This window comes from Haloterrigena gelatinilytica (assembly GCF_013342145.1).
Lineage (GTDB): Archaea > Halobacteriota > Halobacteria > Halobacteriales > Natrialbaceae > Haloterrigena > Haloterrigena gelatinilytica.
Genome location: NZ_JABUQZ010000001.1, coordinates 1,715,282 through 1,738,346, shown reverse-complemented (window position 1 = coordinate 1,738,346; position 23,065 = coordinate 1,715,282). Strand labels below are relative to the sequence as shown.

The 23,065-nt window shown below is 67.6% G+C and carries 24 protein-coding genes; 16 read left to right on the top strand and 8 right to left on the bottom strand.

Annotation, left to right across the window (positions count from 1 at the left end; translation table 11 throughout):
* Positions 1-296 precede the first annotated feature (296 nt).
* The 6 genes from HTZ84_RS08770 (at position 297) to HTZ84_RS08745 (ending at position 5,518) form a co-directional block, all read left to right on the top strand.
* Complete coding sequence (locus HTZ84_RS08770) at positions 297-1,808, top strand: phosphoenolpyruvate carboxykinase (ATP) (RefSeq protein WP_174680323.1); 1,512 nt, start codon at positions 297-299, stop codon at positions 1,806-1,808.
* A gap of 250 nt (positions 1,809-2,058) precedes the next feature.
* Positions 2,059-2,391 (top strand): hypothetical protein, encoded by a 333-nt coding sequence (locus tag HTZ84_RS08765; protein WP_174680322.1) that lies wholly within the window; start codon positions 2,059-2,061, stop codon positions 2,389-2,391.
* Between the two features lie 152 nt (positions 2,392-2,543).
* Complete coding sequence (locus HTZ84_RS08760; RefSeq protein ID WP_174680321.1) at positions 2,544-2,741, top strand: HEWD family protein; 198 nt, start codon at positions 2,544-2,546, stop codon at positions 2,739-2,741.
* 111 nt (positions 2,742-2,852) lie between these two features.
* Entirely contained in the window at positions 2,853-3,155 is a 303-nt protein-coding gene (gene cutA / locus HTZ84_RS08755; RefSeq protein WP_174680320.1) for a divalent-cation tolerance protein CutA, read from the top strand.
* Between the two features lie 90 nt (positions 3,156-3,245).
* A complete protein-coding gene (locus HTZ84_RS08750; RefSeq protein WP_174680319.1) occupies positions 3,246-3,734 on the top strand; it encodes a 50S ribosomal protein L11 in 489 nt (162 codons plus the stop codon).
* Positions 3,735-4,108: 374 nt separating this feature from the next.
* The gene (locus HTZ84_RS08745) at positions 4,109-5,518 is read left to right on the top strand and encodes an MBL fold metallo-hydrolase (protein WP_174680318.1); all 1,410 of its coding nucleotides are present in this window, start codon (positions 4,109-4,111) and stop codon (positions 5,516-5,518) included.
* Between the two features lie 67 nt (positions 5,519-5,585).
* Here HTZ84_RS08745 and HTZ84_RS08740 read toward each other — a convergent pair whose 3' ends face one another.
* Positions 5,586-6,194: a hypothetical protein gene (locus HTZ84_RS08740; protein WP_174680317.1), complete on the bottom strand. Its 609-nt coding sequence runs from the start codon at positions 6,192-6,194 to the stop codon at positions 5,586-5,588.
* A 278-nt stretch (positions 6,195-6,472) separates the two neighbouring features.
* On the opposite strand from HTZ84_RS08740, the gene HTZ84_RS08735 reads away from it, so the two are divergent.
* The 7 genes from HTZ84_RS08735 to HTZ84_RS08705 all read left to right on the top strand — a co-directional run bounded on the left by HTZ84_RS08735 (position 6,473) and on the right by HTZ84_RS08705 (position 13,030).
* Positions 6,473-7,105 (top strand): 50S ribosomal protein L1, encoded by a 633-nt coding sequence (locus HTZ84_RS08735; RefSeq protein WP_008896770.1) that lies wholly within the window; start codon positions 6,473-6,475, stop codon positions 7,103-7,105.
* Position 7,106: 1 nt separating this feature from the next.
* Positions 7,107-8,156: a 50S ribosomal protein L10 gene (locus tag HTZ84_RS08730; protein ID WP_174680316.1), complete on the top strand. Its 1,050-nt coding sequence runs from the start codon at positions 7,107-7,109 to the stop codon at positions 8,154-8,156.
* A gap of 21 nt (positions 8,157-8,177) precedes the next feature.
* A complete protein-coding gene (gene rpl12p / locus HTZ84_RS08725; RefSeq protein WP_008896772.1) occupies positions 8,178-8,528 on the top strand; it encodes a 50S ribosomal protein P1 in 351 nt (116 codons plus the stop codon).
* Positions 8,529-8,616: 88 nt separating this feature from the next.
* Positions 8,617-9,315 carry an HAD family hydrolase gene (locus HTZ84_RS08720; RefSeq protein WP_174680315.1) on the top strand — a complete coding sequence of 233 codons (699 nt, stop codon included), beginning with the start codon at positions 8,617-8,619 and terminating at the stop codon, positions 9,313-9,315.
* A 242-nt stretch (positions 9,316-9,557) separates the two neighbouring features.
* Complete coding sequence (locus tag HTZ84_RS08715; RefSeq protein ID WP_174680314.1) at positions 9,558-10,805, top strand: tripartite tricarboxylate transporter permease; 1,248 nt, start codon at positions 9,558-9,560, stop codon at positions 10,803-10,805.
* 96 nt (positions 10,806-10,901) lie between these two features.
* Positions 10,902-11,708 carry an N-acyl homoserine lactonase family protein gene (locus tag HTZ84_RS08710; RefSeq protein ID WP_174680313.1) on the top strand — a complete coding sequence of 269 codons (807 nt, stop codon included), beginning with the start codon at positions 10,902-10,904 and terminating at the stop codon, positions 11,706-11,708.
* The gene (locus tag HTZ84_RS08705) at positions 11,708-13,030 is read left to right on the top strand and encodes a hydroxyacid-oxoacid transhydrogenase (protein ID WP_174680312.1); all 1,323 of its coding nucleotides are present in this window, start codon (positions 11,708-11,710) and stop codon (positions 13,028-13,030) included. Before HTZ84_RS08710 ends, HTZ84_RS08705 begins: the two co-directional genes overlap by 1 nt.
* A gap of 23 nt (positions 13,031-13,053) precedes the next feature.
* Here the strand turns inward: HTZ84_RS08705 and HTZ84_RS08700 are convergent, their stop codons facing one another.
* The gene (locus HTZ84_RS08700) at positions 13,054-13,896 is read right to left on the bottom strand and encodes a BtpA/SgcQ family protein (RefSeq protein ID WP_174680311.1); all 843 of its coding nucleotides are present in this window, start codon (positions 13,894-13,896) and stop codon (positions 13,054-13,056) included.
* An 80-nt stretch (positions 13,897-13,976) separates the two neighbouring features.
* Positions 13,977-14,672, bottom strand: coding sequence for a 5,6-dimethylbenzimidazole synthase (gene bluB, locus HTZ84_RS08695; RefSeq protein WP_174680310.1), 696 nt, complete (start codon positions 14,670-14,672; stop codon positions 13,977-13,979).
* 134 nt (positions 14,673-14,806) lie between these two features.
* Here bluB and HTZ84_RS08690 point away from each other — a divergent pair, with 134 nt between their 5' ends.
* Complete coding sequence (locus tag HTZ84_RS08690) at positions 14,807-15,550, top strand: SDR family NAD(P)-dependent oxidoreductase (protein ID WP_174680309.1); 744 nt, start codon at positions 14,807-14,809, stop codon at positions 15,548-15,550.
* A 15-nt stretch (positions 15,551-15,565) separates the two neighbouring features.
* Here the strand turns inward: HTZ84_RS08690 and HTZ84_RS08685 are convergent, their stop codons facing one another.
* The 4 genes from HTZ84_RS08685 to HTZ84_RS08670 form a co-directional block, all read right to left on the bottom strand.
* Positions 15,566-16,939: an aldehyde dehydrogenase family protein gene (locus tag HTZ84_RS08685; RefSeq protein WP_174680308.1), complete on the bottom strand. Its 1,374-nt coding sequence runs from the start codon at positions 16,937-16,939 to the stop codon at positions 15,566-15,568.
* Between the two features lies 1 nt (position 16,940).
* On the bottom strand, positions 16,941-18,020 hold the full coding sequence (locus tag HTZ84_RS08680; RefSeq protein WP_174680307.1) for a phenylacetate--CoA ligase family protein: 1,080 nt from the start codon (positions 18,018-18,020) through the stop codon (positions 16,941-16,943).
* A gap of 61 nt (positions 18,021-18,081) precedes the next feature.
* Positions 18,082-19,521 (bottom strand): sodium:solute symporter family protein, encoded by a 1,440-nt coding sequence (locus HTZ84_RS08675; protein WP_174680306.1) that lies wholly within the window; start codon positions 19,519-19,521, stop codon positions 18,082-18,084.
* Positions 19,518-19,733, bottom strand: coding sequence for a hypothetical protein (locus tag HTZ84_RS08670; RefSeq protein WP_174680305.1), 216 nt, complete (start codon positions 19,731-19,733; stop codon positions 19,518-19,520). The genes HTZ84_RS08675 and HTZ84_RS08670 overlap by 4 nt, the downstream gene beginning before the upstream one ends.
* 252 nt (positions 19,734-19,985) lie before the next feature.
* Between HTZ84_RS08670 and HTZ84_RS08665 the strand changes: the two genes are divergently transcribed.
* Positions 19,986-21,092, top strand: a complete 1,107-nt coding sequence (locus HTZ84_RS08665; RefSeq protein WP_174680304.1) for an NADH:flavin oxidoreductase/NADH oxidase — start codon at positions 19,986-19,988, stop codon at positions 21,090-21,092.
* Between the two features lie 132 nt (positions 21,093-21,224).
* The gene (locus HTZ84_RS08660; RefSeq protein WP_174680303.1) at positions 21,225-21,689 is read left to right on the top strand and encodes a twin-arginine translocation signal domain-containing protein; all 465 of its coding nucleotides are present in this window, start codon (positions 21,225-21,227) and stop codon (positions 21,687-21,689) included.
* Positions 21,690-21,806: 117 nt separating this feature from the next.
* Here HTZ84_RS08660 and HTZ84_RS08655 read toward each other — a convergent pair whose 3' ends face one another.
* Positions 21,807-22,964, bottom strand: coding sequence for a mechanosensitive ion channel family protein (locus HTZ84_RS08655; RefSeq protein WP_174680302.1), 1,158 nt, complete (start codon positions 22,962-22,964; stop codon positions 21,807-21,809).
* Positions 22,965-23,065: the final 101 nt, after the last annotated feature.

Here is a 23,065-nt window from a genome sequence, read left to right as displayed (position 1 = left end):
AGAACCGATTTGGGTGTCGCCCATCGATCCGGATGTAGCCCGTCGGCGCTCGTCGATACGACCCTGTGAGAGGGATCGATATCGAACCGATCGCTCTCGAGTAGAAATTATTTCGGTTTCGAGTACCTTTCCCGTTCGTATCTGGTTTCGTATAGTTAGTGGGAAATCGACGAATCTGCCCCTCACCGCCACTGCGGTCCGAAATCGTCCCTCACCCACAGTGATTGGTGAAGACGTGACACACAGGGAGAAGGATCCTCCATGTTTATACATTGCGGCGATGGTGAGTTACGTATATGTCCGAAACCGGGGCGGAGACCCGTCCGCTGGTCCGAGAGCTTCCTGACCCGACGACAGCGTCGAACGTCCGGTACGACCCGTCGTTCGAGGAACTCCGCGACCTCGCGGCCGACGACGAGACGACGACCGAGTTCGGATCGCCGTCGTACGTCAGCGAAACGCGATCCCGAAGCGCCGATCTGACGAAAAACGCCGTCGACGCCGCGTTCGACGAGCCCGACCGCGAACTCGTCGACGACGCGATCGCCCGCGCGGGCGACCGCGAGATGGTCTGCGTCGATCGGCTGATGGGACGCCATCCCGACGCGACCTTCTGTTGCCGACTGTTCGTCCCCGTCGAGCACGCCCACATCGCGTTGGGCTGGCGGGACCTGTTCGAACCGTCGGACGGTCGAGAACCCGACCTCTACACGGTCATGGACCCCGACTACGACGAGACCGCAATCCGCGTCCTTCCAGACGAAGGCTTTACCGCCGTGCTGGGGACCGACTACATCGGCGAGGCGAAGAAGTCGTTCCTCCGGCTGTACATGTACCGAATCAAGGAACAGGGCGGCCTCGGCCTCCACGCGGGCAGCAAGCGCGTGCGCGTTCGTAACGAGGAGGGCGACCTCCAGACCGTCGGCCAGGTGTTCATGGGCCTGTCGGCGACCGGCAAGTCGACGCTCACCTCCCACGGCTGCTGGCTCGAGGACCCCGAAGACGCCACGATGCTCCAGGACGACGTCTGCGGCCTCCTGCCCGACGGTACCGTCGCCGGCAGCGAGGGCGAGGGGCTGTTCATCAAGACCATCGGCCTCGACGCCGAGGAACAACCCGAACTCTACGAGGCCGCGACCCACGAGTCGGCGGTCTTCGAGAACGTCGCCGTCGACGACGACGGGACGGTCCACTTCGACGAGGATCGCTACACCTCGAACTCCCGGGCGGTCGTCCAGCGCGACCAGCTCGAGAGCGCCGACGAGGAGATCGACTTAGAGCGGATGGATCAGGCCTTCTTCATCACCCGGAATCCGCTGATGCCGCCGGTCGCGAAGCTCACGGACGATCAGGCGGCCGTCGCCTTCATGCTCGGCGAGTCGATCGAGACCAGCGCCGGCGATCCGTCCCGCGCGGGCGAGTCGATCCGCGTCGTCGGGACCAATCCCTTCATCATCGGCCCCGAGGGCGAGGAGGGGAACATCTTCCGGGACCTCATCGAGGCGCTGGACATCGAGTGTTACGTCATCAACACGGGTTATCTCGGTGAGAAGTCCGCGGACGTCGGCGTCGAGGAGTCCGTCACCATCCTCACCGAGGCCGCCCGAGGGACGATCGAGTGGACCGACGACGACCGCACCGGGCTGACGATCCCCGAGAGCGTGCCCGGATTCGACATCGGCGAGTACTACGTTCCCGACCACGTCGAGGACTACGACGAGGCCGTCGCGGAACTGCGAGCCGAACGTCGCGACTACCTCGAACAGTTCGACGAGCTCCGCGAGGAGATCAGAGACGCCGTCTACTGATCGGGACCGCCGGCAGAGCGAGTCTCGCGTCAGTGTCGGTACTGCCGGTTTCAGTTCGGACCATCGTTTTCGGAGCATCCGTTTCGTAACTGCGAGCACGCGGTCGCCTACCCGCCACCGACAGGCGCGCGACCGCCGGTGCTGTCTCTCGTCGTCGAGTCCGACGCCCCGGATCAAAACCCGCTCGAGACGGAGTCAACCGACCGATCCTAACCGGAAGGCTATTTACTCATAACCGAGTATCCATCGTATGTCTTGGCACGATCTCGTCTTTCTCGGCGGCAGTTTACTCACCGTCGTCGCATTGCTCCCGACGCTGCGCGACCTCGACGCGCGAATCCCGCTGGCGACCAGCGTTCCCAAGTTCGCGCTCGCCGTGATCTATACCGGGACCTTCTACTCGCTGGGGATGACGTTCTCGGCGATCGGACTGCTGGGGACCGCGGTCATGTGGTCGCTCGTCGTTCGGTACCGCTCTCCGACGGGGCGATACCTCCCGACCGATCAGTCGGAGCCGCCGATCGACGGCGCGACGGTGGCGGAACCGAGCCAGCGCCTCGGCACCGACGGCGACCGGCTCTAAGTCCCGCTCGGCGTTTCCCGCGACCGGCACCGATCGGTCCAACGCTGCTATCGGCTCGCTAATTTTAAATTCTCCAAAAATCGTGAACGAATCCGGGGCAGAAGTTGCCGCACACGGATAGTGTTATATGCGTTCAGTTCCCACGGTCGACAATGAGCGCGCAAGTACAACCGCCGACTGCCCGCGTCTGCGAACGGTGCGGTCGAACCGAGCGATGGGACGACAACCTCGAGGCCTGGCAGATCGCCCGCGAAGACGGCGAAAAGCAGGTCGGCAATCCACACTGCATTCACGAGTGGGACATCAACGGAACGTTCAATCCCGTCTCCGGTAACGCGAACGCGGACTGACGAGGGCGCGGCCGCCCGGATCGACGCCGATCGACGTCTCTAGAGCCCTGCGGTCGTCCCGCGACGACGTCACGGGACTTTTCTCCGTCTCGAGCGTAGCCGGCGACACGAATGCCAACGGTCTACATCACGGTTCCGCCGTCCGAAGCAGATAGGATCGCCGAGACGCTCGTCGAGGACCGACTCGCGGCCTGCGTTAACCGACTGTCGACGACCTCCACCTACCGTTGGGAGGGCGAGATTCACCGCGACGACGAAGCCGTTCTGCTCGCGAAGACGACCGCCGACGCCTACGACGACCTGGTCGACCGCGTCGAAGCGATCCACCCGTACGACGTCCCCTGTATCGAACGCTTCGACGAGGCCCACGTCCTCGAGTCGTTCGCCGAGTGGCGGACCGAAAGCGTCGAGTGACGGCCGAGCCGCGAGGCGTACGACACCGTATCACAGACCTCACTGCCCGAATTAGCAACCCTTAAAACTCGCGCACGGGTTGTGACGGGTATGGCTGGAACCATCGAAGTGCTCGTTCCGGGTGGCCAGGCCAACCCTGGCCCGCCGCTCGGTCCCGAGCTCGGACCGACCCCTGTCGACGTGCAGGCGGTCGTACAGGAGATCAACGACCAGACGGAAGCGTTCGACGGCACCGAAGTCCCCGTCACCGTCGACTACGAGGACGACGGCTCCTTCGAAATCGACGTCGGTGTCCCGCCGACGGCCGAACTGATCAAGGACGAAGCCGGCTTCGAGACCGGCAGCGGCGAACCCCAGAAGGACTTCGTCGCGGATCTGTCGGTCGAACAGGTCAAACAGATCGCCGAGCAGAAACACCCCGACCTGCTCGCCTACGACGCGAAAAACGCCGCGAAGGAAGTCGTCGGCACCTGCGCCTCGATGGGCGTCACCATCGAGGGCAACGACGCTCGAGAGTTCAAGCAGCGAGTCGACGACGGCGAGTACGACGACGTGCTGCTCGACGAAGCCGCAGCGTAGTCGACGAGCGCGTCATCGTTCTTGCAGTCGACGCGACCGTGTAGTTGCGAGTGCTCGGAACACGAGCAGAACAGACGTTCCGGTGTGTCTTCGTCGACGAAGCGGCGGTGTGCTCGACGAGCCCCGAACCGGGAACGCACCGAGTATTCTTCGTTCGTCCCGACGACCGATAGCGGAGCCGTGGCGATCGAACACATGCCGTTTACTCGGCGACTACGGCTGTTTTGTCGGTCCCTATCCGCTTCCGGACGCCGATTCACGGGACGCCGACGGTTGAGGAGGGAGCCGTAGCTGTGTCCTATCCCGCGTTCGGGAGCGCGTACCGTCTCATATTGTGATAATAACAAATGATTCGTGGCTGTTGGAGCCTCGGTATGCGAGTGACCTATCTCGAGTCGGCAGCGATTCTCGTCGAAGACGAGCAGACGTCGATTCTCTGTGATCCCTGGCTGGTGGACGGCGCGTACTACGGCTCGTGGGCCCACTACCCCGAACCCGAGTTCGACCCGGAGGACTTCAACGACGTCGACTACATCTACATCTCACATATCCATCCGGATCACTTCGATCCCGACACGCTCGAGCGCATGGACGCGGACATTCCGGTGCTCATCCACGACTACCGGTGGGACTACCTCCACGACGCTATCGCCGCGCTGGGGTTCGACGTGATCGAGCTGTCCCACGGCGAGCGCACGCCGCTCGAGGGCGATATGCACATCAACGTGCTCGCGGCCGACGGTTGCGATCCGGAGCGCTGCGGGAACTACTTCGGCTGTACGTGGTACGACGACGACGCGGAGGAGCCGGGCTCGACGCAGGTCGACTCGATGGCGGTCATCGACAACGGGGAGCAGACGGTCGTCAACACCAACGACGTGCCGTTTTCGATCGCCGAGTCGGTCTGCCGAACCGTCGCCGACGAGTACGGGACGGTCGACCTCCTCTGTCACCAGTACAGCGCGGCGCAGTTCTACCCCCAGGCCGTCACCGACTACGGCCACGAGAAGAAGCTCCGCGAACGCGACCGGGTCATCCGCGAGAAACACGAGCGCGCGCTCGAGTTCATCGACATCTTCGAACCCCGCTACTACATGCCATTCGCCGGCGAGTACGTGCTGACGGGCGATCTCGCCCACCTCAACGAGTACACGGCGAACCCGCCCCGCGAGGAGGCGCTCGAGTTCTTCACCGACGCCGTCGATCCCGACGACCACGAGTGCGTCTTCTTGAACTCCGGCGAACACATCGACCTCGAGACCGGCGAGCGATCCGCGCCGTTCGAGCCGGCGGACCCGGACGCGAAGCGCCGCTACATCGAGGAGGAGCTGGCGTCGCGATCGTTCGAGTACGAGGCCGATCCGATGCCGACGCTGTCGGAGCTCCAGGCGTACGTTCCCTACGCCTACGAGAGCTTGGAGGAAAAGCGCGAGCGAATCGGGTACGGCACCGAGACGACGGTCCTGATCTCGCTGGTCGACGACGTTTATCTCGAGCTCTCGATGAACGGCGGCGGCTACCGGTACGTGTCGGATCCGCGCCCCGTGGAGTACGACGGCTACGTCAAACTCGAGGTCGACGCGCGACTCGTCAAGCGGCTGTTCGAGGGGCCCCACAGCGCCTACTGGGCGGACGCGAAGATCGGCTCGCATCTCGGGGTCCAGAAGGAGCCGGACATCTACGAACGCGGGTTGTACCTCTGCCTCGGGTCGTTCCACACCCACGGCTACGACGTGCCCGTCGAGGCGGACGCGACGGTGAGTGCGAAAGCGACACAGGACTAGTCACGGCGTCTGGGGCGACGTTCGAGTGTGACGTCTCGTTGATCTCGTCCGTCGATCGACCCCTGGGTTAGATCTCGTTCGCGGGGGGGACGGTGCGGTCGTCGGGCCGGGACGTCCCGCCGGTAGCCATAATCACGCGCACGCCCGCGCCGATTCCGAGGGCGCCGGCGAAACCCGCTACGGCGACGGTTAGCGCGAGCGAGAAACCGGCGATGCCGGCGAGCAGGCTCCCGAGGACGATACCGATCGAGAGGCGGTCGCGGCTGAGCCGCGCCGCGATCGACCGTCCGAACGCGACGAAACCGAGGGCGGTGAACGCGGGCACGATCGTCCCGCCGAGGACGATCATCGGAATCCCGAAGAACGGTCCCAGATCCGTACCGAGTATCAGGTACCCCGTACTGCCGAGTCCGCCGACGACGAGCAGTCCCGGCAGGCCGACGCAGATCGAAATAACCGGACTCCGGCGGGCCTTCGTTACCGTTCGCGGGGCGTACCCCTGAAGCAATCCGAGCACCACGACCGCGAACACGAACGTCCCGGCGAACAGGAACCCCGCCCGCTCGAGCGGGCCGATCGTTTCCAGCGTTTCGAAGCCGAGTCCGCCGATCGTCAGCGGCGTGACCGACCCGGTTCCCGTCGCTCCACTAACACTACATAAATCTAATGGCCACATACAGGAAATATACACTATCACAGAATATAATATTTTCGCTCGCCGGACGTATTTCTGCGCTTCCCGTCGAGACGGACGGTCGCGTTTCCCGAGCGAACCGAGAAGCGCACGGTTCGTCAGCGAATGGTTCGAACGGTACAGAGACTCACGCGTATCGAGGAGGGCAGCGCTGGCAGTTCGACGGGTTTAAGTTCGCCATGGCACTCCGTTCAAAGGAGACAGGCCTAGCCTGTTTCACTGACCCGTAGGAGCACTCCTGCGTACTACGGAGGTGAACGATGGCAGATTCGGATATTGAAACAGCAGTCGCTCGCGCACTCGAGGACGCCCCCGATCGGAACTTTACCGAGACGGTCGACCTCGCGATCAATCTGCGCGACCTCGACCTAAACGAACCGTCGAACCGAGTTGACGAGTCTATCGTCCTGCCGTCCGGAACCGGCCAGGATACGCGAATCGTCGTCATTGCCGAGGGAGAAACCGCCGTCCGCGCCGAAGAGGCGGCGGACGAGGTCCTCTCGGAAGACGACGTGGCCGATCTGGACGATGACGAGGCCAAGGACATGGCCGACGAGACGGACTTCTTCATCGCCGAAGAGGCGATGATGCAAGATATCGCCCGGCACCTGGGTACCATTCTCGGTCCCCGAGGGAAGATGCCGGACCCGCTCGCGCCCGACGACGACGTCGTCGAGACCGTCAACCGGCTCAAAAACACCGTGCAGCTTCGCTCCGGCGACCGACGAACGTTCCACACGCTCGTCGGCGCCGAGGACATGGATGCGGAGAACATCGCCGACAACATCGACGTCATCCTGCGTCGCCTGCACGCCGACCTCGAGAAGGGGCCCCAGAACATCGACGCCGTCTACGTGAAGACGACGATGGGGCCGTCCGTGGAGGTGGCCTAATATGAGCGCACAGGCTGAACGCAAGACCGAGAACCTTCCCCAGTGGAAGCGAGAGGAAGTCGACGAGCTCCAGGAGATCATCGAGAGCTACGACAGCGTCGGCATCGTCGGCATCACCGGCATTCCGAGCAAGCAGCTCCAGGACATGCGCCGTGATCTGCACGGTACCGCCGAGCTCCGCGTCAGCCGCAATACCCTGCAGGTCCGCGCACTGGAGCAGTCCGGACTCGAGGACCTCGTCGATCACGTCGAGGGCCAAGTCGGGATCGTCGGCACGAACGACAACCCGTTCACGCTCTACAAGGAGCTCGAGGCGTCGAAGACGCCCGCCCCGATCAACGAGGGCGAGGTCGCCCCGAACGACATCGTCATCCCCGAGGGTGACACCGGGGTCGACCCGGGGCCGTTCGTCGGCGAACTCCAGAGCATCGGTGCCAACGCACGGATCGAGGAGGGTTCGATTCAGGTCATGGAGGACTCGACGGTCCTCGAGGCCGGCGGCGAAGTCTCTGCTGATCTGGCGAACGTCCTCAACGAGCTCGGGATCGAGCCCAAGGAGGTCGGACTCGACCTTCGCGCCGTCGTCGCCGACGGCGTCCTCTTCGACCCCGAGGACCTCGACATCGACGTCGAGGCCTACGAGAGCGACGTGTCGACCGCCGCCGCACGCGCACGGAACCTCGCGATCAACGCGTCGTTCCCGACCGCGTCGACAGCGCCGACGCTCATCGCCAAGGCCACGGGCGAGGCCAAGAGCCTCGGCCTGCAGGCCGCGATCGAGGACGAAGAGCTGATGCCCGACCTCGTCAGCAAGGCCGACGCACAGCTGCGTGCGCTCGCGGCCCAGATCGACGACGAGGAGGCGCTGCCTGAGGAACTACAGGACGTCGACGCGGCCGCCGAACCGGCGGCCGCCGACGAGGGCGACGAGGAATCGGCTGACGAACAGGACGACACCGAAGCTGACGCCGACGAGGCCGACGCCGACACCGACGATGACGACGAAGACGACGGTGACGGCGGGGCCGGTCTCGGCGAGATGTTCGGATAATCACTACTGGAGGACACTACAATGGAATACGTTTACGCTGCACTCATCCTGAACGAATCGGGCGAAGAGATCAACGAAGACAACCTGACCGACGTGCTCGACGCTGCCGGCGTCGACGTCGAGGAGTCCCGAGTCAAGGCGCTCGTCGCCGCGCTCGAGGACGTCGACATCGACGAGGCAGTCTCCGAGGCCGCCGCGGTCCCCGCGGGCGGAGCCGCCGCAGGCGGCGCCGCGGCCGGTGACGCCGGTGGCGACGAAGGCGGCGAGGAGGAAGAGGCCGAAGAGACCAGCGACGTCCCGGACACGACGGACGAGGACGACGACGAAGACGACGACGCCGGCGGCGAGGGCCTCGGCGAACTCTTCGGCTAAGTCGCGACGCGACGATTTCAGCAATCCCGATTTTCTTTCGACGCGACGGACGAACAGCTACTTCTCCGCGCCGCGAGACGAACGGCGTGTGACGACCGCCGTCTACTTCGACCTCGACGGAACGCTGTGTACCTACGCGGTCCCGTTCGCGGACCTGTTCGAGGCGACCGTCTCCCCGTACGGCGAGTCGACCGACGCCGCCTACGAGACGTACGTCGACCGCCTGCTCGAGGCCCTCGAGCGCTGCGAGGCCGACCCCTACCGCGAGGCGTTCGAGGCGGTCGCGGCCGTGACGAGACTCGACGCGGCGCCGGAGACGCTCGCTCGGGAGTACCGCGAGCGGGAACTCGAAGCTACTACTGCGCCGGCGGCAGCGACGCGGACCGTCGAGCGGGTCGCAGAGACCCGTCCGACCGGAATCCTGACGAACGGCGACGGGCGACAGCAGCGGGCGAAAGTCGAGCGCCACGGATTCGACGAATCGGTCGACGAGGTCGTCGTCTCGAGCGACGTCGGCGCGTGGAAACCCGACCGACGGATCTTCGACGCCGCGATGGAGCGGCTGCCGGCCGACGAGTACGTATTCGTCGGCGACGACTACGAGGCCGATATCGTCGGCGCGCACGACGCCGGATTCCGGACGGTGTACGTGACAAGAGCTGACGATTTCGGGGGTGACGAGTCCGCAGCGGCCGCCGACGCCGTCGTCTCGAGCGTCGAGTCGTTGCTCGATCCCGACTCCCTTCCGGAACCCGTTCGGACTCCGTTCGAGTCGTCGTCGCGCTGAGCCGACCAGCCGGAAGCGATAGAGTGACGTCGAAACTGTTCGAGGGGGCGACATGAACAGCCACGTCGGGCTCGACTGGGCCGGGAGCGGCTGGATCGCAGTGACCGCGACCGGAGACGGCGCCGGTCGCCGATACGACGCCGCGTTCGCTCCGACGATTCTGAACGCCGTGGCGATCGGTTCCTCCCATCGTCGTTCGATCATCCTCGAGTTTATCCGACGAGCCGCGGCCAGAGGGAGCGATGGTCGCTGTCCCCGCGTCGGTCGAGATCCTCGCCGAGCCGTCGCTGACGCTGGGACTGCTCGCGTGGACCCTGGCCGGCGCGGCGCTCGGCTGCTGTAGCGGGCTCGTCCCGGGACTCCACGCGAACAACTTCACCCTCCTGCTCGCCGGCTTCGCGCCGTCGATCCCCGGCCGGCCGCTGTTCGTCGGCTGCGCGATGCTCGCGGCCGGCGTCGTCCACACGTTCGTCAACGCCGTCCCCGCGATGGCGCTCGGGGTGCCCGACGCCGAGATGGCGATCACCGCGCTGCCGGGCCACCGGCTGGTCCTCGAGGGCCGGGGCTACGAGGCGATCCGGCTCTCGGCGCTGGGCAGTTTGCTCGCGGTCCTCGCGGCGGTCCCGCTGGCCGTGCCGGTCACGCGGGGCGTGACGGCCGCGTATCCGCCGATCCGGGCCCACCTCTCGCTCGTGCTGGCGATGGTCGTCGTCGCGCTGATCGCGTCGGAACGGACGTGGCGGACCCGCCTCGGCGGCCTCGTGTCGTTCGCGCTCGCGGCGACGCTCGGCGCCCTGACGCTCGATATCGCGACGGACGCGCCCCTCGAGGCCGGCGGGATGCTCGCGCCGCTGTTCGCGGGCCTGTTCGGCGCGCCGGTGTTGATCGACGCGATCCGCGGCGGCGGGGTGCCGCCACAGCGCGACGAGTCGATCGCGATGTCCCGACGGCTCGTCGGCGGGACGGCGATCGCCGGGGCGCTGGCGGGCGCCGTGGTCGGCTACGTTCCGGGCATCTCGGCGGCGATCGCCGCCGTCGCGGTCCTGGTGGTCGTCCCGGGCCGATCCGGCGACCGCGGCTACATCGTCGCGACGAGCGGCGTCGACACGGCGAACACGATCTTCGCGCTGTTCGCTCTGGTCGCCATCGGCCAGCCCCGAACCGGCGTGATGGTCGCTTTCGACACCGTAAACGCGCCCCTCGAGTTGCCGGTCCTGGTCGCTGGAATCGTCCTCGCCGGCTGCGTCGGCTTCGTCCTCGTGATCGTCGTCGGGGACGCCTATCTCGACCTCGTCGGTCGGACGGACTATTGGAAGATTTCGGTCGCCGTCCTCTCGCTCTTGTGCTGTCTCTCGTATCTCTTCACCGGGTTCATCGGTGTCGGCGTCTTCGCCGTCGCGACCGCGGTCGGACTGGTTCCGATTCGCGTCGGCGCTCGCCGCGTCCACCTGATGGGCGTGCTGATCGGCCCGCTGATCGTCGGCGCGTGACCGCCGGCGGCAAAAGTGCTCGCCACCGTCTCTGGGTGTGATCCTCACGCAAACGTTTTTTCGCGGAATCAGTGTAGGAACTCGCAGTGTCTTCAAATGGTTGACGCGACCGTCGACGTGATCCACCGGGGTGGCCTCGAGTGCGACCAGAACTACATGATCGAGGGCCAGACCCTCGGAACCCGCGACGAGCCGAATCCGGACCTCGATTACGAGGAGATTCCGGTCTGGAACCTCGTCATCGACCACCCCGAGGCGACGATCCTCTGGGACACGGGCTCTCACCACGAGGCCCTCGAGGGCCACTGGCCGGAGGCGCTCTCGCAGGCGTTCTACCCGCACGACGCCCACGAGCATCGGCTCGACGACGACCTCGAGGCGGCGGGGTACCGCCTCGACGACATCGATGCGGTGTTCCAGACGCACCTGCACCTCGACCACGCCGGCGGACTCGAGTTCTTCGACGGGACGGACGTCCCGATCTACGTCCACGAGCGGGAACTCAAGTTCGCCTACTACAGCGCGAAGACCGACAAGGGCAGCGGCGCGTACGTCCTCGAGGACTTCGACCACGACCTGAACTGGGAGGTCGTTCACCGCGACCGCGAGGAGCATTTCACGGACGTCGAGTTCGTCCGGTTCCCCGGCCACACGCCCGGGTTGACGGGTACGGTGATCCACCTCGACGACGACGGGACGCTCGTCTTCACCGGCGATCAGGTCTATCAGGCGCCGAACTACGAGGCGGAGGAACCGCTCGGCGCGAGCCTGCTCTGGGGGAAAACCGAGTGGTTCGACAGCCTCCGGCGGATCAAGGAACTCGAGCGCCGCCACGACGCCGAGGTCGTCTACGGCCACGACACCGAGCAGTTCTCCGAGATCGAAGACGGGTGGGGGAACTGATGTCGGGCTACGACCGCTCCGTGTCGGCGCCCGAGCACGACCTCGCGCCGGAGACGGTCTGGCACCTCCAGATGCCCCAGATCCGGTTCGGCCGCAACGCGGTCGAAGAGCTGGGCTTTCAGCTCGCCGATCTGGGTGTCGACGCCGCGGACGACCCGCACGGTCTCGTCGTCACCGACGAGACGCTCGCGGACGTCGGCCACGTCGACCGCGTCACGGACCACCTCGAGGACGCGGGCTACGACGTCACCGTCTGGGACGGCGCCGAACGCGAGCCGTCGATCGAGAACGTCGACCGCTGCATCGAGTTCGTCCGCGCGAACGAGGGCGAGGCGGGCTACGACTTCTACGTCGGCTTCGGCGGCGGCAGTTGCATCGACGTCGCGAAGGCCACCCGCGCGGTGATCGCCAACGGCGGGCAGGTACTCGACTACATCGCGGAGCCGACCGGCGCGGGCGAGTCGCTCACCGAGTCGGGCCCGCCGCTGGTACTCATGCCGACGACTGCCGGGACCGGCGCCGAGATTTCGCCGGTCGCCATCCTCTCGGTCGAGGAGAAGGATATCAAGGAGGGGATCTCGAGCAACCACATCCGTGCCGACGCGGCCGTACTCGATCCGACGTTCACGACGACGCTCCCGCCCGAGACGACGGGGAAGACGGCGATGGACGCGCTCGGCCACGCCATCGAGGGGTACACGACCCATCCGTTCGACGGCCTCCTGCGGGCGTCGGATCCGGAGACCCGGCCCGTCTACGCCGGTCGGACGGAACTCACCGAGATGTTCTCCGAGAGGGCCATTCGGTTGCTCTCGAGCAACGTCCGGACCGCGGTCCACAACGGCGACGACCTCGAGGCGCGGGCGGCGATGCTCAAGGGCGCTCTCTTCGGCGCCATCGCCGGGCTCACGGCGGGCGCGAGCCTCTGTCACGCGATGGCCTACCCGGTCGGGAACCGATACCACACCTACCACGGTGAGACGATTGCGGTCCTCACGCCGGCGAGCACGCTGGGGTACAACGTCGCCAGCGACCCCGAGCGGTTCGTTCGCGTCGCGGAGATGTTGGGCGCCGACACCGACGGGCTCGGGACGCGGGCGGCTGCCGACCGCGCTCGAGAGGAGTACGTCCGCCTCCAGCGGGACCTGAACGTGGTCCCCAGCGGACTGAACGAACTCGCCGGCGTCACCGAGGAGGACGTCGACTGGCTCGCGAGCCAGACCGTCGAGACCCAGCAGCGGCTGCTGCGCTGTAACCCGCGACCGGTGACGGAAGCCGACGCGGCGGAAATTTTCCGGGACGCGTTGTACAACTGGGAGTAGAGCCGTATCGACCGGCCGGACCGTCAGTCCGCACTCGAGTCCGCGTCCCGCGCGGCCACGAGGTCCCCGACGCGCTCGCTCGAGACGGGGTTGGTCGTCTCGGCGCCCTCCTTCAACGCCGTGCCGACGATGACGCCGTCGGCGCCGGCCGCGAAGCAGTCGGCGACGGTCTCGCTCGTGACGCCGCTGCCGACGAAGACGGGCGCGCGATCGGCCGCGTCGGTCGCGTCCAGCGCATCCGCGACCCGCTCGACGTCCTCGAGTGCGGTCTCGTCGCCGGTTCCGGGGCCCGAAACGATGACGCCGTCCGCGCGGCCGCGCTCGACCGCCTCGAGGGCGGCCCGCTCGATCGATCGGTCGCCGACCGGCGTCGCGTGTTTGACGTGAACGTCCGCGAGGATGGCCACGTCGGCGTCGATCCGGTCGCGAAGCCGGAGCGTCTCGTGGGCCCGTCCCTCGAGAACGCCCTGGTCGGTCGCGGCGGTGCCGACGTGGACGTTCACGCGGACGAAGTCGGCGTCGACCGCCGCGGCGACCGAGAGGGCGGCGTCGGCGTCGTTGCGCAGGACGTTGATCCCGACCGGGACGGCTACGGCGTCGGTTACTTCGGTCGCGACAGCGGTCATCTCGGCGACGGTGTGTTTCGGGACGTCGTCGGGGTGAAAGGGCGCGTCGCCGAAGTTCTCGAGGACGAGTCCGTCGATCCCGCCGGTCTCGAGGCGGCGGGCGTCCTCGAGGGCGCGCGTGCGGACGGCGTCGCGGTCACCGTCGAACCCCGGTGCGCCCGGCAAGGGCGGGAGGTGGACCATCCCGACGACGGGTCGATCGGCGTCGAAGCGCGTTCGGAGCGGCGTAGTCGTGGGCATAGCGGCGCTGGCACCGCCAGCGAGATAAATCATCGCGGACATCGTCAGCGCGAGCGGAGTCGGCGGCCGCTGACGGCGGGTCAGTCGCTCGTCCTCGAGTGCGACTGCGGCGGCGTCTCCGGAGTTTTGTCGGGATTCCACCGACCCTCGTGTATCAGCTCGTCGCCGTCGATGCGCTCGCGCCAGCCCTCGCGTTGCAGGACCGGTTCCCGCGGAAATCCGTCTTCGGGGTAGCCGACACAGAGGTACGCGACCGGACGGACGTGCGGCGGAACGTCCAGCACGTCGCGGAGTTCGTGGGGATAGAGAAAGGACACCCATCCGACGCCGACGCCTTCGGCGCGAGCGGCGAGCCAGAGGTTCTGGACGGCCAAGCACGTCGAATACACGTCCGTCTCCTGCATCGTGTTGCGACCGAGGACGTGGGGCGCGTCGCGGGTCGGGTCACAGGTAACGCAGATATTCACCGGCGCGTCGGTGATCCCCTCGAGTTTCAGCCGACCGAAGTCCGACTTCCGCGGTTCCCGATACCCTTCGCGCGCGGCGGCGATCGCCCGTTCGGCGATCGATGCGATCTCGGCCTTCGTGCCGTCGTCTCGAACGACGACGAAGTCCCAGGGCTGCGAGAAGCCGACGCTGGGCGCGTGGTGTGCAGCGTCCAGCAACCGCGATAACACCGCATCGGGAATCGGCTCCCCGCTGAAGCGTCTGATATCTCGGCGCGCGTAGATGGCTTTGTAAATCGCCTCTCGTTCGCTCGAACTGAATTCAACCATAGTTTCGGTAGTAAATATGTAATTGTATATCGGTTTTGGGTGTGGGATCGCGGCGAGCGTAGCGGGCCGGTCGCTTTCCTCCCGCCGCATCGAGTGACAGAGGGCTTAACTGGACGACCGGGCTCTCTTCGAGCATGCAGATCGAGGGAACCGCACTCGTCACCGGCGGATCCGGCGCGGTGGGACGCGCGATCGCGGCGGAACTGGCTCGAGCGGGCGCCGACGTCGCGGTCGGTTACCACAGCGACGAGGCCGGCGCGGAGCGGACCGCCGACGTCGTCGAGTCTCGCGGGCGAACGGCGACGGTCGTCGGCGGAGACGTCGCCGCTATCGACGACGCGAAGGCGCTGGTCGACGGCGCCGCCGAACTCGGTCCGCTGTCGACGGTCGTCAACGCCGCCGGCGTCGTCGCCCCGGGTCCGGCCGAGTCCGCGCCGTCGCGAGTCGGCGACGTCCTCTCGACCAACCTCGAGGGGGCGATCAACGTCGCGGCGGCCGCGGTCGATCCGCTTCGCGAGACCGAGGGAGCGATCGTCAACGTCGGCAGCGTCGCGGCCGAACTCGGGACGGTCGACGTCACGTACGCGGCCTCGAAGGGCGGTCTCGTCGGTGCCACGCGAGCGCTGGCGCGCGAACTCGGACCAGACGGGATCCGCGTGTCGGCGGTCGCGCCCGGCCCCGTCGACACGCCGATGAACGACGAGATCACCGAGTCGCTCGAGGAGCGGCGCTTCCGGGGTCATCACACCGTCGACACGCTCCTCGATCGCTACGAGGCGACGCCGTCCGAGGTTGCGACGGCGGTCCGGTTCCTCGCGGCCCACGAGTTCGTGACGGGCGAGGTGCTCCGCGTCGACGGCGGCATGGCGATCGACTGAGCGGAGCCGGCGGCGCTACGCCGGATCGTAGGTCGTCGTCTCGTAGAGGAACGACGCGAGGTACGTCTCGTGGGTCTCCCGGAGATCGACGTTCGCGGGATAGCCGCCGCCGTAGACCTTTCTGAACGCGGGCGAGCGAACCAGCCGCCGCTCGAGGTCGTCGTCGCCGATCGCGACCGCGAGGTAGGCGCCCTCGAGGCAGCCCGGCAGCGCCGACCGCTCGCGTTCGGCCACGCCGACGAACGGGAACGGGAACTCGGGCACGAGTTCGTCGGTTCGGAGGACGGTCGGCAACAGACCGGCGGCGCCGTCTCGCTCGACGAGGCGCGTCTCGCGGTCGGCCGCGGCGACGTCCGTCCCGTCGATGGCCGCGATCGCGTCGTCGATTCGGACGGCCGCCTCGCGATCGACGAACCCGGGAACGTCGGTGCGGTCGTCGTGAAGCGGGCCCGCGTCGGCACCGGCCAGCCGATCCGCCACTCCCTCGGCGAGGGCGTCGGGATCGCAGTCCCCGGTCGCGACGATCCGGGTGAGGTTGAAGCAGGCCCGTCCGCCGGCACGGCGGACGCCGCGGGCCAGCGCGTCCAGTTCCCGGTCCGTCGGATCGCGGCCGAGGATCGCGACGCTCTCCCCTGGCCCGTACGTCTCGACGGTCGGATCGTCTCGAAACGGCGCGACCGCCTCCGAACCGCCGAACGCGAGGGCGTGGTCGGCCTCCCGGCAGATCGTCTCGCCGACGGACCGATCCCCCGGCAGGACGTGAACCGCCGACGGCGGGATCCCGGCGGCGAGCAGCGCTCGAGCCAATCGGATCGCGGTGAACGGCTCCCGGTCCGAGGGACGGAGGACGATCGGAATCCGCATCCCGAGCGCCAGTGCCGGCCACGCGTAGACAGTGGGGTCGTTGGCCGGCATCGACGCCCCGAGGACCCGCACTCGAGGGGTGAACGCGAGTCTCACGGTCGTCTCCCGCGTGTAGGTCGGGTCGTCGTAGACGTCGAGTCCGCCGGTCGGCGACTGCGCCCGGAGCGACTCGGCGGCGTGTCGGAGCCCGACGGCGAGCCAGTGGGCGCTGGTTCGGACCCAGCCGGCCGGCAGCCCCGTCGCCTCGGTGACGCGTCGGCGGTACGTCTCGAACGGCGCGAGCGGATCGCCGGCGGCCGGCGCGCCCTCGCCGAGGAACAGCGCGCCAGCGGTCGCGAGGCGGTCGAGCAGTTCCGCGATCGGAACGTCCGCGAGGGCGTCGAACCCCGCCGCTCGAGCGGTCGAGATCGCATCGCGGACGCGGACGGTCGGCGCTCGCGCCAGCTCGGCGACGGGGCCGTCGATCCCCGCGACCGTCGTCGATCGGACCGTCTCCCGCTCGCCGTCGGAGACGACCGGGAGCACGTCAGTACACCCCTTCGACGGCGTCCTCGCTGGCCCGCTCGCTCGTGCCCGGTGTGCGGACCCAGTCCCACGGCAGGTCGCCCGCCCCTTCGATCCGGATCGCCGCGTCGCGCTCCGGCAACAGCGGGAGGAAGAACTCCTCCGTCAGGACGGTGAGTCGCACCGTTCCCCGCTCGCCGTAGGGGACGACCTCGCCGTCGTCGTCGACGATCTCCGGGACGAAGTACGGGTAGCAGGGGACGTAGTCGAGGTGGTACGCTCGCTCGGACGGCGCGCGGAGCGACGGCGGCGCCTCCGGGGCGACGCCCATCAGCGTGTTGCCGTACTCGCCGGCGAGGGCGACGTCCGCGTACCACTCCTCGCGGAAGACGCGGTGGGTGTCTCGGTCGAGCGCGGTGCCGCCGTGGACGATCCCCTCGATCGAGGAGTCGGCGACGAGGTCCCGAACGCGCGGGCGCTCGAGCAGGCGCGCCGTCGTGAACAGCACCGCGACCGGCTGGCTCTCGAGGACGCGCTCGGCCTGCTCGAGGAGGTGGTCGACGTACTCGTCGAACTCGCGGTCGGGTCGCTCGGAGAGGCGCTTGGCCCATCGGGGGTCCATCGTCACGTGGTACGGCAGCGCGTCCCACTCGTGGGCGAGGTGCTGGACGAACGTGCCGGCGTTGTTGGCGCCGCCCGGCGGGGCCAGTCCGAGGACGTTCCCGGTCGGGAACTCCCACTCCGCCAGCAGTCGGGCCGTCCAGCGGGCCTGCTCGCGCCAGTAGTCGCGCATGACGACCCGCTTCGGCGCGCCGGTCGTCCCGCCGGTCTCGTAGACGCGCCGGTCGCCCTCGAGCGACTGCGGCGCGAACTCCGCGGCGGGGAGCGTTCGGAGGACGTCTTCGTCGAACGGGTCGAAGACGTCCCGGAGGTCCGCGAACGAGTCGACTCGCTCGCGAACGTCGATCCCGCGGTCGGCCTGCCACTCGAGCCAGTAGGGCGTGCCGTCCTCGGGATCGAAGTGGGTCGCGATGACGTCTCGGACCCACTCGTCGAGCGTTGCATCGGTCGGGGCGTACGGGTTCGTGTAAGTCGTTTCCATCGTGATCGTGATCGTACTCGTACTCGTCTTCGGAATCGTAATTTCGTGACGTGAGGGGGAGTCAGGACCTGTTCGCCGCTACGAGCGCGGTCGTCTTCGACTGCCCCGAAAGCAGCGATCCGACGGCGAGGGCGCCGCAGGCGACGGCCAGCGCGGGGACGAACGGGAGGAACGCGAACGACGGCGCGGGGCCGAACTCCGCCGCGACGAAGTACGCCTGACCGCAACACACCGACGCCAGGGCGCCCCACGCGGAGGCCCGCCGCCAGTACAGCGCGCCGAGGAACGCCGGGAGCAACAGCGCGTTCCCCTGGATGAAGTAGACCGCGAGGTCGATGATCGTCCCCTGCTGGACGAGCGCGATCGCCAGCCCGAAGCCCAACAGGACGACCGCGGTCAGTCGGCCGACCCACGTCTCCCTGCCGCTGCTCGCGTCCGGGTTCAGGTGGGCGCGATACAGGTCCCGGGAGACGATCGACGACAGCGTGAGCACGAGGCTGTCGGCCGTGCTCATCATCGCCGCGAGGGCGCCGCCCATGACGACGCCGAAGATCCACGGCGGCGCGTGCGCCGACAGCAGCGCCGGCAGGATCGCGTCCGGATCCTCGAGGCCGGGCATCGTCGCGGCGCCCCAGACCCCCAGGAAGACGGGGACCAGCGCCGCGACGACGACCATCACGGGCCACCAGACGAGCAGGGACCTGAACGCCCGCTCGTCCTCGGCGGCGAGGAATCGCTGGAACATCTGCGGGTAGGCGACGATCGCCATCGCGTTCATCAACAGGAACGACAGCCACACGCCGGGGGTGAAGAAGCCGAGTTCGCCGGCGGGCGTCAACAGATCGGTCTCGCTCGCTAACTTCGCCGTCGCGGCGGCGGGCTCGAGCGCGGGGAACAGGTAGCCGATCGCACCCCCGAGGAGGACGACGACCGCGACGCCCTGCAGGACGTCGGACCAGGCGACGCTCCGAAGGCCGCCGAGCGTGAGGTAGATCCCGGTGACGACGGTGAGCAGGACCGCGCCCTGCGTGAACGTGATCGCGCCGCCGGTGATGGACTCGAACAGCAGGCCGCCGCCCATCGCCTGGATCGCGAGGTACGGAACCGCCCAGACGAACTGCGCGACGAGGACCGCCAGCTTCACCGCGTCGCTGTCGTAGGCCGCGCCGATCAGTTCCGTCGGCGTGAGAACGCCTCGATCGCGGCCGACCCGCCACACGCGGAGGCCGATCAGCGCGAGCGGGATCCCGGCGACCGCCTCGACGCCGAGGAGCGCGAACCACCCCATCCCGTGCTGGTATCCCCAGCCGGCGCTCCCGAGGAAGATGAAGGCGCTCATCAGCGTCGCGAACATCGTCAGCGGAAAGACGACTCGTCCGAGAGTCCCTCCCGCGAGGAAGTACTCGGCCGGCGTCGCCCCCGTTCGGACGTATCCGTACCAGCCGATCGCCAGCGTCGCGACCAGGTAGAGGCCGACGATGGCGAGGACCGTTCCGTTCATCGTCCCTCACTCGGCCAGCCGTAGCCGATCCCCGCGATCGCGGCGACGACGACGGTCGCGACCATCGCGAGCAACGCCACCGTCGACCAGAGCGGAACCACGCCGACGATCGGTTCGACGGGCGCGTACACCGACGCGGCCATCACCGCAAACAGTCCGCCGAAGACGATCCAGAGACCGCGCTCGAGGCGGCCGTCGGTCGAATTTTTCATAAGTAGGTTGTATAACCGCGTTTGCACGGTTTGAATCTGTTGGACGGGCGTCGATCGATCGTTCCCGCGGAACGGACGTACGGTGGTCGCGGCCGCGAGACCGGCGAATACGCACTGCGCTCTGACCGCGTCACGGTGATACCCCCCGGCGGTAGACATCGGCTCGCGCCGCCGCGCCGCCGGCCCTTCGAAACGGGCAATCCCCGCTCCCTCCGCGGTCGTTTTCCCGTCGCCGTGATTACTACCGCGCCGATGTCAGAGCTGTTCTCTCCGCTTTCGCTGCGCGACCTCGAGATACCTAACCGACTCGCCGTCTCGCCGATGTGCCAGTACTCCTGTGACACCGACGGCCTCCCGACCGAGTGGCACCGCGTCCACCTCGGGAGCCGGGCCGTCGGCGGGGCCGGCATCGTGATGACCGAAGCGACCGCCGTCGAGCCCCGCGGGCGGATCACGCCTCACGACCTCGGCATCTGGAGCGACGAGCACGCCGAGGCGCTCGAGCCGATCACCCGGTTCGTCCGCGAGCAGGGAGGGGTGCCCGGCATCCAGCTCGCCCACGCGGGCCACAAGGCCAGTAAACGGCGCCCGTGGGACGGCAACGTCCCGATCGCGCCGGACGAGACCGACCCCGACGGCGCGGACGGCTGGGAAGTGCTCTCGCCGTCGCCCGACGCCTATCCGCCGTTCGACGGCGATCGGCCGGCGATGCGGAAGGCCGATTACGACGACATTCAGACCGTGATCGACGCCTACCGCGAGGCGGCCGAACGCTCGCTCGCGGCCGGCTTCGAGATCGCCGAAGTCCACGCGGCCCACGGCTACCTGCTCCACGAGTTCCTCTCGCCGGCGACGAACCGCCGCGAGGACGAGTACGGCGGCAGCTTCGAGAACCGTACCCGACTCGTCCGCGAAGTCGTCGAGGCGGTCCGCGAGGTCTGGCCCGACGACAAGCCCGTCTTCGTCCGAATCTCGGGCACCGACTGGCTCGACGACCGCGAGTCGTGGGACATCGACCAGTCCGTCCGGCTGGCCCGGGAGTTCGCCGACCTCGGCGTCGATCTGGTCGACGTCAGTTCCGGCGGGCTCCACCCCGATCAGCGGGTTCCCGGCGGGCCGAACTTCCAGGTTCCCCTGGCGGAAGCCGTCCGCGAGGGAAGCGACGTCGCCGCCGGCGCCGTCGGCGGCGTCACCGAACCCGCACAGGCCGACGCCGTCGTGCGAAACGGGCGCGCGGACCTCGTCCTCGTCGGCCGGCAGTTCCTCCGGGACCCGTACTTCGGCCTGCGCGCGGCCGGCGAACTCGAGGACGACGCCGCCCCGCACTGGCCCGTCCAGTACCGGCGTGCGGTCCGGTAGTCGACCGGTCTGAGAGCCGTCGCGTTCGATCCCCGTCGTACCGCGCCCGAACATAGTCGGCCGTACTCCCGCCCCTCGGGAATATACGTCTCGCTCAATGTCTCTTGGCCGGTACTGTTCGGTGAAGTGACCATGACCGAACACACTCGACGGACCGTGCTGAAGGCCGCCGGCGCATCGACGCTCGCCGTCGCCGTTGCCGGCTGTACGGGCGGTGACGACGACGAGGGGAACGGCGACGAAAACGGCGACGACGCCGACGAGTTCGAGATCGACCCCGATACGAAGATCGTCCTCGAGGGCTACGCGAGCGGCTGGAACGGACTCGAGCCGGAAGCGATCGACGGCGAGACGAACCCGACGCTCGTCCTCGAGGAGGGCGGCGAGTACACGATGGAGTGGGTCAACGGCCAGAGCATGGCTCACGACCTCCAGATCTGGGACGACGCCGACGAGGTCGTCGACGAGCTCTCCACCGAGGAGGTCGGTTCCGAGGGCGAAGGTGCAACCCTCGAGTTCACGGCCAGCTCCGAGATGGTAACGTACGTCTGTAGCCTCCACGCGGGGAACCAGATCGGCGATCTCGTCGTCGAGTGACTGCGACGGCTCGCCGCGGCCGTCCACCACCGAATCAACCGCCTACCGAACCGACGCGCCTTCGAAACCACCGTTTTCCTGCTCCGCGGTCCTCCTTCGACTCGGGTCGGACGTCCGTCAGTCCTCGAGCGGCGAGACCGCGCTCCCGCGATCGATGCCGCCCTCGACCGGGAAACTCTCCTCGCGCGGCGCGTGGACGCGGTGCGGGTAGGGGATGTCGATCCCCTCGCGGTCGAACGCCGTCGTTATCGCCTCGATGACGTCCGTCCGCGCCTGGAGGGTCCGCCGCATCGTCGGATCGGCGATCCAGACGCGACACTCGAGCAGGATCGCCGACTCGCCGAACTCCCTCGCGATCACCTGCGGATTCGGCGCGTTCTTGACCGGCTCGAGGCCCTCGGTCGCGTCGACGACGACCGATCGGGCGCGGTCGATATCGGTGTCGTAGTCGACGCCGACCTCGACGTCGACGCGGAGTTGGTCGTTCTGCGAGTAGTTGACCAGCTGGCTGTCGGTCACCTCGTCGTTCGGAACGAGGACGTGTTTATCGTCGAAGGTCTGGATCTTGGTGGTGAAGATGGTGACGTCGGTGACGATCCCCGAGGTCTCGTTGACCTCGATCCAGTCGCCGACGTAGAACGGCCGCGAGAACAGCAGGATGAAGCCGGCGAGCATCGCCGTCAGCGTCTCCCGGGCCGTCAGCGCGACGACCGCCGTGATCGCCCCCGCGCCGATGAAGATGTTCGTCAGGTCGATCCCCCACAGCGTCAGGATCATCGTGGCGGCGAAGGCGACGATCGCGACGTCAGAGACGTGGTAGGCCACCTCGCTCTGGTGTTTCGTGAGCGCCCGCGTCTGCGCGAGTTTGTCGATCGACCGGTTGACGAACCGGATCGCGAGGTAGGCGCTCAGGGCGATCGCCAGCGTGACCAGTTGCTGGGCGGCCAGCCACCGATCGATCATCATCGTCGAGAGGGTGTACTCGAGAATGTACGTGACCCGCCAGACGACGGTGAAGGCGTAGACGCCGGCGGTGACGAGGCCACCGAGGACGAACACGTAACTCGCCTCGGCGATCTGGCGGCCGTGTCGTCGGCGAGCGACGTCCTGCACCCGGGAAGCAACGCTGATACCGGCGACGAGAAGCACCGCGAGGAGCGCGGTCGCGAGCAGTTGGACCGTCGGCGAGTCGAGATACGCTCGCTGCAGATCGGGGATCGGCTCGGGTCGAAGGGTAAATCCGACGATGAGGAGGACCGAAGCGAACCAGACCATTCGTCGTCGATGATAGGAATGCGAGCGCCCTTAACGAACGCCCGGCAGGCGCAACCCGTCGTCACGGCCGCGTTCGCAACCGTCTAAAGCGGTCGTCCGGT

Bases quoted from the DNA above. Each gene is read 5' to 3' on its own strand.
- HTZ84_RS08770 (WP_174680323.1), top strand. From the start codon at position 297: ATGTCCGAAACCGGGGCGGAGACCCGTCCGCTGGTCCGAGAGCTTCCT.
- HTZ84_RS08765 (WP_174680322.1), top strand. From the start codon at position 2,059: ATGTCTTGGCACGATCTCGTCTTTCTCGGCGGCAGTTTACTCACCGTC.
- HTZ84_RS08760 (WP_174680321.1), top strand. From the start codon at position 2,544: ATGAGCGCGCAAGTACAACCGCCGACTGCCCGCGTCTGCGAACGGTGC.
- cutA (WP_174680320.1), top strand. From the start codon at position 2,853: ATGCCAACGGTCTACATCACGGTTCCGCCGTCCGAAGCAGATAGGATC.
- HTZ84_RS08750 (WP_174680319.1), top strand. From the start codon at position 3,246: ATGGCTGGAACCATCGAAGTGCTCGTTCCGGGTGGCCAGGCCAACCCT.
- HTZ84_RS08745 (WP_174680318.1), top strand. From the start codon at position 4,109: ATGCGAGTGACCTATCTCGAGTCGGCAGCGATTCTCGTCGAAGACGAG.
- HTZ84_RS08740 (WP_174680317.1), bottom strand. From the start codon at position 6,194: ATGTGGCCATTAGATTTATGTAGTGTTAGTGGAGCGACGGGAACCGGG.
- HTZ84_RS08735 (WP_008896770.1), top strand. From the start codon at position 6,473: ATGGCAGATTCGGATATTGAAACAGCAGTCGCTCGCGCACTCGAGGAC.
- HTZ84_RS08730 (WP_174680316.1), top strand. From the start codon at position 7,107: ATGAGCGCACAGGCTGAACGCAAGACCGAGAACCTTCCCCAGTGGAAG.
- rpl12p (WP_008896772.1), top strand. From the start codon at position 8,178: ATGGAATACGTTTACGCTGCACTCATCCTGAACGAATCGGGCGAAGAG.
- HTZ84_RS08715 (WP_174680314.1), top strand. From the start codon at position 9,558: ATGGTCGCTGTCCCCGCGTCGGTCGAGATCCTCGCCGAGCCGTCGCTG.
- HTZ84_RS08710 (WP_174680313.1), top strand. From the start codon at position 10,902: ATGGTTGACGCGACCGTCGACGTGATCCACCGGGGTGGCCTCGAGTGC.
- HTZ84_RS08705 (WP_174680312.1), top strand. From the start codon at position 11,708: ATGTCGGGCTACGACCGCTCCGTGTCGGCGCCCGAGCACGACCTCGCG.
- HTZ84_RS08700 (WP_174680311.1), bottom strand. From the start codon at position 13,896: ATGCCCACGACTACGCCGCTCCGAACGCGCTTCGACGCCGATCGACCC.
- bluB (WP_174680310.1), bottom strand. From the start codon at position 14,672: ATGGTTGAATTCAGTTCGAGCGAACGAGAGGCGATTTACAAAGCCATC.
- HTZ84_RS08690 (WP_174680309.1), top strand. From the start codon at position 14,807: ATGCAGATCGAGGGAACCGCACTCGTCACCGGCGGATCCGGCGCGGTG.
- HTZ84_RS08680 (WP_174680307.1), bottom strand. From the start codon at position 18,020: ATGGAAACGACTTACACGAACCCGTACGCCCCGACCGATGCAACGCTC.
- HTZ84_RS08675 (WP_174680306.1), bottom strand. From the start codon at position 19,521: ATGAACGGAACGGTCCTCGCCATCGTCGGCCTCTACCTGGTCGCGACG.
- HTZ84_RS08670 (WP_174680305.1), bottom strand. From the start codon at position 19,733: ATGAAAAATTCGACCGACGGCCGCCTCGAGCGCGGTCTCTGGATCGTC.
- HTZ84_RS08665 (WP_174680304.1), top strand. From the start codon at position 19,986: ATGTCAGAGCTGTTCTCTCCGCTTTCGCTGCGCGACCTCGAGATACCT.
- HTZ84_RS08660 (WP_174680303.1), top strand. From the start codon at position 21,225: ATGACCGAACACACTCGACGGACCGTGCTGAAGGCCGCCGGCGCATCG.
- HTZ84_RS08655 (WP_174680302.1), bottom strand. From the start codon at position 22,964: ATGGTCTGGTTCGCTTCGGTCCTCCTCATCGTCGGATTTACCCTTCGA.